This window comes from Clostridium sardiniense (genome assembly GCF_019753795.1).
GTDB lineage: Bacteria > Bacillota > Clostridia > Clostridiales > Clostridiaceae > Clostridium > Clostridium sardiniense.
The window spans coordinates 19,383-31,392 of sequence record NZ_JAIKTU010000017.1; the positions used below are offsets into that span (position 1 = coordinate 19,383).

Consider the following 12,010-nt stretch of genomic DNA (forward strand, 5'->3'; position numbering starts at 1 on the left):
TTATGGGGTTAAATAGTATAGGTGTAAATATACCAGATGAAATATTAAAAGATAGAAAAACTGTAGGATTTGAAGGTGAATTTAGCTTAAAGCCAGAGGGAAATATTAAAGGAAGAAAAATTACTGCTACATTTAGAGGTCATAGTAAGAAGTTAGATTCTTTAGCAGAAGCTATTAAGAAAACAGGTCTTAAAGATGGAATGACTATTTCATTTCATCATCATTTCCGTGCTGGAGATTATGTAATGAAAATGGTTATGGATGAGATATCAAAGCTTGGAATAAGAGATTTAACTTTATGTGCAAGTTCTTTAACAAGTGCTCATGTATTTCTTATTGACTATATTGAAGATGGAGTTATTACTGGAATTGAAACAAGTGGAGTTCGTGGAAAGCTAGGAGAAGCTATTTCAAAGGGTATTATGAAAAAGCCTATAATTATTCGTTCTCATGGTGGACGTGCACGTGCAATTGAAGCTGGAGATTCTAAAATAGATATAGCATTTTTAGGAGTGCCATGTGCAGATGAATATGGTAATGCTAATGGTATATATGGGAAATCACAATGTGGGTCATTAGGTTATGCTATCATAGATTCCAAATATGCAGATCAAGTTGTCTTAATAACAGATACTATGATGCCATACCCTAATGTTCCAGCAAGTATATCACAACAAGATGTAGATTATGTAGTTTGTGTGGACGAAATTGGAGATCCAAATGGAATAGCTTCTGGAGCTACACGTTTTACAAATGATCCAAAAGAATTACTAATCGCAAAATATGCAGCAGCTGTTATTGAAGCTTCAGGATATTTAAAAGAAGGGTTTTCTATACAAGCTGGTACTGGAGGAGCATCTCTTGCGGTTGCACGTTTTTTAAAGGAAAAAATGCAGAAAGAAAATATTACAGCAAGCTTTGGATTAGGTGGTATTAGCAGACAGTTTATTGATTTGCATGAAGAAGGCTTTATAAAGACATTATTTGATGTCCAAAGTTTTGATTTAAAAGCTGTTGAGTCAATAGGTAAAAATAACAGACATGTAGAGATAGATGCATCATTATATGCTAATCCATACAATAAAGGATGTATAGCTAATAAACTAGATATTGTTATTTTAAGTGCATTAGAAGTAGATAAGAACTTTAATGTTAATGTTATTACAGGATCAGATGGATTTATACGTGGAGCATCTGGTGGACACTCAGATACAGCAGCAGGTGCAAATTTATCAATGATAGTAGCTCCACTTGTACGTGGAAGAATACCAACAGTTGTAGATAAAGTAAATACTGTTATTACTCCAGGAGATTCAATTGATGTAGTAGTTACAGAGCGTGGTGTTGCAATTAATTTATCTAATCCTAATAATAAAGAATTGAAAGAAAAATTAGAGAAAAATAAGAGAATACCTATATTTGATATAGAAGAATTATATGAAAAGGCAATATCAATAACAGGAAGACCGAAAGCTATTAAGTATGAGGATAGAATTGTTGGAGTAGTAGAATATCGTGATGGGTCAATTATTGATGTTATTCGTAAAGTAAAAGAGGATTAATTATGACAATTCAAAATAAATTATTACATGAAATATTAAAAGGAAGAGATGAGAGGGCAGGTGAGATAAAAAAGTTAAATGAAGAAAACTTAGGGAATATCATATGCTTTACAATTAATATTCCAGGTCCGTATAAGTTATCTGATAATTATTACTTTGCATTTAATGAAGGTGTTTTAGCATTAGAAGAGATTCTAAATGCTAAGGCACTAAAAAGAATAAAGCGTATGTCGGGGTTTGAGGCATATTTTATTTCAGATAAATCTCCGATTGATTTAAAGAAATTAACTGTAAATTTAGAAGAAAGACATCCTTTAGGGAGACTGTTTGATATAGATATTTTTTATAAAAATTTATCAAAGATAAGTAGAGAGCAGCTTAGTATTTCTAAAAGGAAGTGTCTTCTATGCGATAGTCCAGCAGTAGAATGTGGCAGAAGTAGAACTCATTCGGTAGAAGAGCTAATTATTTGCATAAATAAGCTAATAAATGAATATAGAGAAAATAATTTGCAAGAAAAATATAAATAATAAATTATAGACTCTTGGTAAACGTTTACTAACAGGAGGTTTTATTTGATTTATATGAATTTAGAAAAGAGGTATTTTATTATGACTAAAGAAGAGATATTAAAGACAAGAGAATCAGCACATGGGTTAATTAGTATAAACTCAAATTTTAATATAGAAAATAAGGAGGATTTATCTCAAATATATACACCAGGTGTTTCAACTGTTTGTAAGGAAGTTGAGCATTGTCCTGAAAGTATTAAAAAATTAACATCTATTGGAAATTCAATAGCAGTAATTACTGATGGAACAGCAGTTTTAGGCTTTGGTAATATTGGTACATTAGCTGGATATCCAATAGTAGAGGCAAAGGCTTCAGTATACAATCAATTGGCAGGGGTTAACGCAATTCCTTTATGTGTTGACCAGATGGATAAAGATGAGTTAATTAAGACTATAAAAAGTATAGCCAATAGTTTTAGTGGAATACATTTAGAAGATATTAAAGCACCTGAATGTTTTTACATAGAAGAGGTATTAAAGAAAGAGCTTAATATACCTGTGTATCATGATGATCAACATGGAACAGCTATTGCAGTACTAGCGGCTTTATATAATGCTACTAAGGTTGTGAAAAAGGATTTTGAAAGTTTAAAAGTTGTAGTTCTAGGGGCAGGAGCTTCAGGTATTGCAACAGCTAAATTATTAAAAGAAGCTGGAATAGACAATATAATTTTAGTAGATAGAAAAGGATCTTTAGTATGTGGAGATACGGATTTAAATGAACCACAGCAAGAAATAGCAAAAATAACGAATCCAGATAAGCTTAAAGGCTCCCTTGAAGATGTCATTAAGAATAGTGATGTATTTATTGGTTTGTCAGAGGGGAATGTCTTAACATATGACATGATAAAAACTATGGGTAAGGATCCTATTATATTTGCTCTCGCAAATCCAACACCAGAAGTTAAACCCGAGATAGCTAAGGAGGCTGGAGCAGCTGTAATAGCTACAGGTGGACCAGCGTATCCAAATCAAGTAAATAATATTTTGGTTTTTCCAGGCTTATTTAAGGGGCTATTAGAAGCTAATGCTAATGATGTAACTTATGATTTAATGTTAAGTATTGCAAAGAAATTAGCTTCATTGGTGGATAATCCTAAGCCAAATAAAGTGATACCTGGAGTGTTTGAAGGGAATATAGTCGATGCAGTTTCAGAGACTGTAAGATTAAATTTTAAATAATAAATATCTAAGGAGGAAAATTATATGGAATTACAAAGTGGAAATAAGAATGAGAGTCAAGAAATTGGACCTTTGAAAAAGTTTATTAAATTAAATCTTTTTGGGATTCCTATGCCATTATTTATTATTGGAGCGGTCATAATTATATTGGGAATAGAAACTAAGTCTTTACCAAAAGATATGGTTGGAAGTATATTTTTAGTATTTACTTGTGGGATAATCTTAGGTAAAATTGGTGATTCAATTCCAATTTGGAAAGATTATTTAGGCGGTGGAGCTATATTAGCATTTTTAGCTACTTCATGGGCTGTATATATGGGATTTATTCCAACTGTATATGTTCATAATGTGAAAACCCTTTTTGATAGTGGATTTTTAGAATTATACATATCTATAATGATTTGTGGGTCATTGTTATCTATTGATAGAAAATTTTTAGCAAAGACTATTGGAGGATTTATTCCTATGGTACTTATAGCGACAATTACTGCGGCAGGGTTTGCTGTAATTGGAGGATTAATTACAGGAGTTTCACCTAAGGAAGTTATATTAAATTATGCTCTTCCTATCATGGGAGGTGGAAATGGAGCAGGTGCTATACCTATGAGCCAAATATGGGGTCAAGTAACCGGAAAGGATCCTAAAGTATGGTATTCTTCTGCTATGGCAATATTAACTATAGCAAATATTATAGCTATTATTGCAGGAGCGATATTAAATGGAATAGGAAACAAGAAGCCAAATTTAACAGGCCATGGTGAATTAATAAAGGGTAGCGTTAATGCGAAAGAAGAAAAGTCTAACTTAAAAGTAACCATGGAAGATGCGGCTGCTGGATTATTTATAATACTTGCATTCTATTGTTTAGCAAACTTATTTGGTAAAGGATTCTTCCCAACTATAGGTGGTATAGTAATTCATCCATTTGCATATATGGTTGTATTTGTATTAATAGCCTGTGCTCTAAATATAGTTCCAGAAGGTATAAGGGTTGGAGCAAAGCAAGTTCAAAAATTTATGGTAGGTAATTTATTCTACGTATTAATAGCTGGTGTTGGTATAGCTATGGTTGATTTTGGAGAATTGCTAAAAGCATTTAATGTGACTACTGTAATAATATCATTATTTGCTGTTTTAGGAGCAATAATTGGACCTTGGATAACTGCTAAAATATTTGGGTTCTATCCAATAGAATCTTCTATAGCAGCTGGATTATGCCATGTTAATAGAGGTGGATCAGGAGATTTAGAAATATTAGGAGCAGCAAAAAGAATGAATTTGATGGCATATGCTCAGATTGCTACAAGGCTTGGAGGAGCTCTAATTTTAGTAGTTGCAGGAGTACTTTTCAGTATATGGCTTTAGTTTATAAAGGAAATAAGATGATATTGCAATTTGGGTAAACGATTTCTGATATTGAGATTAAAAAATCCTCCTTTGATTAGCTTAATACAAATAGGTAGAGGAGGATTTTTTAATTTATATAAACTAGGTATTTAAGAGCTATTTTATTATAATGTATATTAGAGGTGATTATATGTTTTCAAATAAACTTACTCATATACTAAGTGTTATTGAGATAATTGGACTAATATCAATGATATTTATACATAATAATGTAATTAGAATAGCTATATTCGTACTCTTAATGCCTATATTTTTAATAAATGGACAAATAAAAAAGCAATTATATGCTGAAGAGAGAAAAGCTAATAGTAATAAAAAGAGTGATGATAAAAAGATTAAAAAATAAATTCTATAAAAAATAATTATAATATTATTTATAAACATACAAAAGGTAGAAATATTTATCTAATTTTTATATGTTTATTATAATTTAATAAGTAAAATTAAATTCAATTAAAAAAATATTGCAACAATAAAAATATAAGAATTTTAAGGATAAATCTTTCTATTGAACTAAAATAGTATTTATGATAGAATGAAAAAGTATCAAAACTAAATATCGTTTTATAACGGATTTAGTATATTAAGTTTAATTGTAGTTAAAACTATTTAAGCTTAATAATTAAATACTTTATGGAGAGATGTCCGAGTGGTCGAAGGAGCACGCCTGGAACGCGTGTGTAGGGGAAACTCTACCGTGGGTTCAAATCCCACTCTCTCCGCCAGAACCGTGCTAGATGGGGAGTTAGCGGTGCCCTGTAACCTGCAATCCGCTACAGCAGGGTCGAATTCCTCGGGGAGGCTTTAGTTTGTACGGCCTGCCCTATGTAAGTGGTGTTGATGGCTGGGTCCCACGCAACGGGAGCCCATGAATCTTGTCAGGTCCGGAAGGAAGCAGCAATAAGTGGATCCTTCCGTGTGCCGTGGATAAATCTGGCCTGAGCTAACTGCATAGGTAACGCGTATAAGCTACTGTCGAAGCGAGGTGCACGGTTTTTTAATGTTAATTTTGAATATTAAAGTACATATTCAATAAAATAATTTAATTCGGTTACTCTTCAATAGGATTAACAATATAGGACAAAAACAATAGGATAAGAAAGTGAGGGAACTTTGCAAGCCAAGAAGTAAAGAGCCCTCTTTTTCTTGTTAAAGATAAAATAAATCTATACAAAATATTTATAACTATATATTTTGTATAGATTTATTTATATAATGAATTAATTTTTTATATCCATTCTACTATTTTATCAAGAGACTGCCTTGTTTTAGCAAATTGAGGATCAGCTTTTCTATATCCAAAAGCAACCATACAAGAAACATCAAAATGGTTTTTATCTAATATACCTTTATTTATAAGTAAATTCTCAACTTGATCTTTATCAAAGCCTTCCATAGGACAAGAATCTATTCCTATTTGAGCTGCAGCTGTCATCATATTTGCTAATGTTATATAAGTTTGCTTGCATGCCCAATCAAAAATTGCTCGATCGCTTTCTAAAAGTTTAAATTGATTCTCTTGAAAATCTTTATAGAACTTATTCTTAATAGGTATTACATCACTAGGTAATTTTTGAACATTTTCCATAAAGTTTAATATATATTTAGAGTCATATTTCATTTCATTTATGTTTCTAGATAATATTATTAAAAAGTGACTTGCTGTAGGTAGTTGACCTTGAGCTCCCCAACAAAGCGGTTTAAGTTCTTCTCTTAAACTTATATCTTGAATAACTAAGAATTTCCAAGGTTCAAATCCAAAGGAGCTAGGAGATAGTCTAGCTGTTTCAAGTATAAATTTAAAATTATCATCAGAAATCTTTTTTGAAGAATCAAATTCCTTACAAGCATGTCTAAAATTATAAGCCTTTATAATAGAATTTTTTATATTTTCCATAATTTTACCACCTTTCATTTATACATTACTTATATTAATATTAGTTTTCCTTAGTTTGTATAATAGTATTAGATAAATTTTATTACAAGTAGGTACTTTTTAGAAACTATAGAGAAATAACTATATATACATTGAAAAATTTAAAGAAAATACTTTTATAACACTTAATAATTAGATTATTGGTTATATTATATAAAAAATAAAAAAAGCTACCTCAAGTATGAGGTAGCTTAAAATTACTTTCTAATAAGATCTATAAATTCAAAAATTAATCCACTTTTATCATCAGTTTTATCACCAGAAGTGTGGATAACTTCCCATTTATTCATATTAATCTGTGGAAAGAATGTATCTGCATTAAAATCTTTCTTAACTTTTGTTAAGTATAGCTTATCTGCATAAGGCATAAGTAAATTATATATCTCTCCCCCACCAATTATAAATATTTCTTCATCAGAGTTTTTATAATTACTTATAACTTCATCTAAGTTATGAATTACAGTTACTTTATCAGAGTCTACACTAAAATTAATATCTCTAGTAAGAACTATATGTGGCCTATTTGGAAGTATTCCAGGTAGAGATTCAAATGTTTTTCTTCCCATAAGTATCTTATTACCTGAAGTTATTTCTTTAAATCTTTTAAGGTCTTCTGAAATATGCCATAAAAGAGAATTATCCTTACCTATTGCATTATTTTGAGCAGTGGCAACTATTATTGATAACATTAAACTGATACCTCCATTTTTATTGATGGGTGGTATTTATAGTCTTCTAATTTAATGTCATCAGGTGTAAAGTCATAGAAATCTTTAATCTCTGGATTAATCCAAAGTTTTGGGGCATCATAAGCTTCATTTCTTCTTGTTAATTGAAGTTTCATTCCTTCAATTTGGTTTTCGTAAATGTGTGCATTGTTTATAACGTGAGTAAATAATCCAGGCTTTAATCCAGTTACTTGAGCTATTAGGTGAACAAGAACTGCATATTGAGTAGTATTAAATGGTACTCCAAGCGGAATATCTCCTGAACGTTGTACAAGCATGCAATTTAATCTACCATCTGTTACATCCCACATAGTAAGGAAACAACATGGGTGAAGAGCTCCTGTATCTAGATATGGAATTTGCCAAAGGTTAATCATCATTCTTCTATCTTGTGGATTATTTTTAAGTGCATCTATTAATTTATCTAATTGATCAAATTTTTTAACAACCCATCCGTATGATGTTCCTATTGTTCCGTCATCCATCATCCATTCGTTCCAAATCTTAACGTTTTGTTCTTGTAATTTCTTAACACTGTTTGATTGATCTTTATATATCCATAAAAGCTCTTTAACAGCTGTTTTGAAGGCAACAAATTTAGTTGTTAATATAGGGAATTCTCTTTCTAAGTCAAATTGAAGTATTTGATGAGGAATTTTATATGTAGCAACTCCAGTTCTATTTTGGTCGTAATATCCGTGGTCTAGAATTTTTTCCACAATATCAAGGTATTGTTTATCATATAAGCTCATTTAAAATTCTCCTTTCATTTTATCAGCATATTATTATCATATTATTTTAACATATAAAAAGGATTATTTGTGACAGAAAAAAAGCATTGATTTATAAATTAAACCAATGCTATGTGTAGACACATTAATATTATGAATATTATTCCTAAAACTTTGTGTACATGAATAACCTTATTAAATATTCTAAACATACCAGTTATAAGCATTAATATTAAATCTGTAAGTGCTAATATTCCTAATATATATCCTATAGTCCATTTAAATCCTAAATGCAAAAAGATATACGCATGTATCAATATTATAGATACTGCTAATACAGCTATTGGTACATGAAATTTTTGAAATATTTTAGATATAAATATAATAAAAGATTTAGTCTTTTTTAATATATCACTTTTTAGAAATTTATATTGTTTTTCTTGTGGAATATCTAATTTAAATTTGTTTAAAAATGAGTTTAATATCTTTAAACAATTGCTATTAAGAGATTTAATTATAGACCTTAAAATAAATAGTTCTATAACTAAGAAAAAGCAAATCTCTGCAAATGTAGCTAGGTTCTTGGCTATATCCTTTAAGTATTTATTATTAAAACCAAATAAATAATTATTTGTAGTTGAATAATATATAAAATATAAACTACAAGATATTAGTATTAATCCTACAAAAAAGAATAGTAAGTTTCTTTTTTGAAAAGGTAGTAATTTCTTTTTCATATTAATCACCTTCTTAAGTTTTCATAAAATAGCTCTTTAAACTATTCTATAACAATAAATATTTGAAAGTTTGAATATGTATTAAAAGTTCAATTTTGTTATTATAGTTTTACAATTTATAATAGATTGTATTTAGTTAGGAATTAATAAATATATAAATATTAATTCAAGAAAAGTATAGTAAATTTAAAAAGTATTAAGTGAAAGAGCCATTATCCTTATAAATTGTATAAATAATGTGCTTATTAGTGTATAATTAATATAGACTTTAACTTTAGAAAAAGAGGTGACAAAACCTTGGCATATACAGCGTTATATAGAGAATGGAGACCAAAAACATTTGAAGATGTAGTAGGTCAGGAACATATAACTACAACACTTAAAAATCAAATATTAAACGAAAGAATAGCACATGCATATCTTTTCTGTGGTACAAGAGGAACAGGTAAAACATCAACAGCTAAGGTATTTGCAAAGGCTTTAAATTGTACTGATTTAAGAGATGGAGAGCCATGCAATGAATGTGAAATGTGCAAAAAGATAAATGAAGGACTTGCGATAGATGTTACTGAATTAGATGCAGCTTCAAACAATGGGGTAGATAAAATAAGAGATATTATAGATGACTCGAAATATCCTCCTCAAGAGGCTAAATATAAAGTTTATATAATGGATGAGGTTCACATGCTTTCAACAGGAGCCGTTAATGCATTCCTTAAAACTTTAGAAGAGCCACCTGCAAATGTAATATTTATTCTAGCAACTACAGACCCTCAAAAACTTCCTATAACAATACTTTCAAGATGTCAAAGATTCGATTTTAAAAGAATTAGTAATAAAGAAATTACAGCAAGGCTTAGAGAAATTGCTGAAAATAAAGGCGTTTTTGCAGAGGATAAGAGTTTAGATCTTATTGCGAGGGTATCAGATGGGGCTATGAGAGATTCACTTAGTATATTAGATCAAGCAATTGCTATGGGTGATGGTAATGTAGATTATGATGAACTAGTATCAATGCTTGGATTAGTTACTAATGAATATTTATTTGAGATAACATCAGCTACTATAGAGAGAAACATTGAGGATGCAATGACTATAATAGATAAAATAGTTTATGCAGGTAAAGATGTATTCCTGTTTATTAAGGATTTAATAGCTCACTATAGAAATCTTCTTATGATTAAAGTTACTAATAACCCAGAAGAAGTACTTGATATGTCTCTTGAGAATATTGCTTTAGTAAAAGAGCAAGGAGACAGAATAAGAGTTGAGGAAATAATGAGAAGTATAAGGATACTTCAAGAGGCTGAAGGCAATGCGAAAATGTCAAAGCAAGCAAGACTTTACCTAGAACTTGCTATAATTAAGATATGTAAAATTGAGTATGATACATCAAACGAGGTTATACTTGGTAGATTAAATAGATTAGAATCAGCCTTAAAATCAGGGAAGATAAAAGTTGCAGCCTCTAATCAAGCTGTAAGTACAGATGGAGCAGCTAATATTAATGATTTAAAAAGGCAAGTAACAGCTAAGAATCAAAACACTAGTCAATCTGTAGAAAATAACGTTAAACGAGATGAGACTCTTTCAACTAATGTAAGTATTCAAAGTGTAAAATCAGCTTGGAAAGATATACTAGAAGAATTAAAGAATAGAAGAGCAATGATAGTATATGCATCAATAACAACAGGAAGGCCTGTTGACTGCAAAGATGGAGTTATAACGGTTCAATATACTGATCAGTACTCATTTAATAAAGAGAGATTAGAAAAAGCTGAGAATAATAAATTAGTAAATGAAGTATTCTCAGAAGTTTTAAGAAATAATGTAAGAGTTAGATTTACAGTTTCTGATGAGCAAAAAGAAAATGCTGCTCCAGAGCAAGTTTTAAGTGATGTCATTGGAGCAGATTTTTTAGAGATTATTGATGAATAAAGACTAATACTATTTGGTACACTATAAAAATTTAAGGCATAAATTATATAAGGAACATATAGATAAATACTAATAGGTTATGTATAGTAAAGTTATAAAAAATACTATATAATTAAAATTAGATTTTATTATTAAGGAGGACATATATATGGCAAAAGGTGGATTCCCAGGCGGCATGGGAGGAATGAATAACTTAATGAAACAAGCGCAAAAGATGCAAAAGCAAATGGAGCAAATGCAAAAAGATCTTGAAGAACAAGAATTCGTTGCATCAGTTGGAGGCGGAGCTGTAACTGTAACTGCAAATGGTAAAAAAGATATATTAGCTATTAACATAAAGCCAGAAGTTGTTGATGAAGACGATGTAGAAATGTTAGAAGATTTAGTTCTAAGCGCGGTAAACGAAGCATTAAGAAAAGCAGAAGAAGAAACTGCAAACAAGATGGGTAAAGTAACTGGTGGAATGAATATACCAGGATTATTTTAATCAATAAAAATAATAAACTATTTATTTGATTTTAGTAGAGTGTCGATAAATTCGGCACTCTTTTATTTTTATAGGTATAGATAAAAGATAATAGTTAGAATTCTAACTATTAGAGTATTGACAATTAGATATATAGATGTTAATCTGTATTTAATATTTAGTTAGTAATCTAATTAGTTAATAAAGGAGTTGATATTTATGAACCAACATAATGAAAAGATAGATACAACTTTTTCAGATTTGTTTCGTATAATTAGTATAAAGCTTAAAATAGAAGCTGATGAAAGCATAAGACAACTTGGATTAAATTCTCAACAAGGTAGGATTCTTGATTATATATATAACCATCAAGATGAAGGAATAATTCAAAAAGATTTAGCTGAGGTTTTTAACAGAAGAGGTGCTACTATTACGAGCATGCTAAAGGGACTTGAGAAAAAAGGATACATTGAGCGTCGTATTCCTAAAGATAATGAACGTCAAAAAAATATTTATCTTTTATCTAAAGGAGAAGAATTAATTAATGATTTTAATGAAGCTTTTTCTAAGGTTGAATCAAGTATTACAGCTTCCCTTACAGTTGAAGAGCGTAAGACTTTAGAAAAATTATTATCTAAAATAAATCATTCTTTATAATTAACTTTAAGTAGTAGCTATAAGCTACTATTAACTAATTAGTTAGAATTCTAACTATATTAAATCTAATTATTAGATATTTAATTATTTATAA

General features: G+C 29.7%; 12 protein-coding genes, 1 tRNA gene and 1 other RNA gene. 10 read left to right on the forward strand and 4 right to left on the reverse strand.

Annotated elements, in window-relative coordinates:
* Positions 1-2 precede the first annotated feature (2 nt).
* The 7 genes from citF (at position 3) to ffs (ending at position 5,716) form a co-directional block, all read left to right on the forward strand.
* On the forward strand, positions 3-1,562 hold the full coding sequence (gene citF / locus K5V21_RS16920; RefSeq protein WP_221862267.1) for a citrate lyase subunit alpha: 1,560 nt from the start codon (positions 3-5) through the stop codon (positions 1,560-1,562).
* Between the two features lie 2 nt (positions 1,563-1,564).
* Complete coding sequence (gene citX / locus K5V21_RS16925) at positions 1,565-2,092, forward strand: citrate lyase holo-[acyl-carrier protein] synthase (protein WP_221862268.1); 528 nt, start codon at positions 1,565-1,567, stop codon at positions 2,090-2,092.
* An 81-nt stretch (positions 2,093-2,173) separates the two neighbouring features.
* Positions 2,174-3,316: an NAD(P)-dependent malic enzyme gene (locus tag K5V21_RS16930; protein WP_221862295.1), complete on the forward strand. Its 1,143-nt coding sequence runs from the start codon at positions 2,174-2,176 to the stop codon at positions 3,314-3,316.
* A 24-nt stretch (positions 3,317-3,340) separates the two neighbouring features.
* Positions 3,341-4,681, forward strand: coding sequence for a 2-hydroxycarboxylate transporter family protein (locus K5V21_RS16935; protein WP_204596171.1), 1,341 nt, complete (start codon positions 3,341-3,343; stop codon positions 4,679-4,681).
* Between the two features lie 172 nt (positions 4,682-4,853).
* Positions 4,854-5,069: a hypothetical protein gene (locus tag K5V21_RS16940; RefSeq protein WP_221862269.1), complete on the forward strand. Its 216-nt coding sequence runs from the start codon at positions 4,854-4,856 to the stop codon at positions 5,067-5,069.
* A gap of 289 nt (positions 5,070-5,358) precedes the next feature.
* Positions 5,359-5,448 (forward strand) — tRNA-Ser (locus tag K5V21_RS16945).
* A 3-nt stretch (positions 5,449-5,451) separates the two neighbouring features.
* Positions 5,452-5,716: signal recognition particle sRNA large type (gene ffs, locus K5V21_RS16950), an RNA gene on the forward strand.
* A gap of 235 nt (positions 5,717-5,951) precedes the next feature.
* On the opposite strand, the gene K5V21_RS16955 is transcribed toward ffs, so the two are convergent.
* The 4 genes from K5V21_RS16955 to K5V21_RS16970 form a co-directional block, all read right to left on the reverse strand.
* Positions 5,952-6,620 (reverse strand): NAD(P)H-dependent oxidoreductase, encoded by a 669-nt coding sequence (locus tag K5V21_RS16955; RefSeq protein ID WP_221862270.1) that lies wholly within the window; start codon positions 6,618-6,620, stop codon positions 5,952-5,954.
* Positions 6,621-6,856: 236 nt separating this feature from the next.
* Positions 6,857-7,348 carry a dihydrofolate reductase gene (locus tag K5V21_RS16960; RefSeq protein ID WP_221862271.1) on the reverse strand — a complete coding sequence of 164 codons (492 nt, stop codon included), beginning with the start codon at positions 7,346-7,348 and terminating at the stop codon, positions 6,857-6,859.
* A complete protein-coding gene (locus K5V21_RS16965) occupies positions 7,348-8,139 on the reverse strand; it encodes a thymidylate synthase (RefSeq protein WP_221862272.1) in 792 nt (263 codons plus the stop codon). The genes K5V21_RS16960 and K5V21_RS16965 overlap by 1 nt, the downstream gene beginning before the upstream one ends.
* A gap of 98 nt (positions 8,140-8,237) precedes the next feature.
* Positions 8,238-8,855, reverse strand: coding sequence for a hypothetical protein (locus K5V21_RS16970; protein WP_221862273.1), 618 nt, complete (start codon positions 8,853-8,855; stop codon positions 8,238-8,240).
* A 297-nt stretch (positions 8,856-9,152) separates the two neighbouring features.
* Here K5V21_RS16970 and dnaX point away from each other — a divergent pair, with 297 nt between their 5' ends.
* The 3 genes from dnaX to K5V21_RS16985 all read left to right on the forward strand — a co-directional run bounded on the left by dnaX (position 9,153) and on the right by K5V21_RS16985 (position 11,916).
* A complete protein-coding gene (gene dnaX / locus K5V21_RS16975) occupies positions 9,153-10,793 on the forward strand; it encodes a DNA polymerase III subunit gamma/tau (RefSeq protein WP_221862274.1) in 1,641 nt (546 codons plus the stop codon).
* Positions 10,794-10,941: 148 nt separating this feature from the next.
* On the forward strand, positions 10,942-11,280 hold the full coding sequence (locus K5V21_RS16980) for a YbaB/EbfC family nucleoid-associated protein (protein WP_204596165.1): 339 nt from the start codon (positions 10,942-10,944) through the stop codon (positions 11,278-11,280).
* A gap of 198 nt (positions 11,281-11,478) precedes the next feature.
* Positions 11,479-11,916: a MarR family winged helix-turn-helix transcriptional regulator gene (locus K5V21_RS16985; protein WP_204596164.1), complete on the forward strand. Its 438-nt coding sequence runs from the start codon at positions 11,479-11,481 to the stop codon at positions 11,914-11,916.
* Positions 11,917-12,010 lie beyond the last annotated feature (94 nt).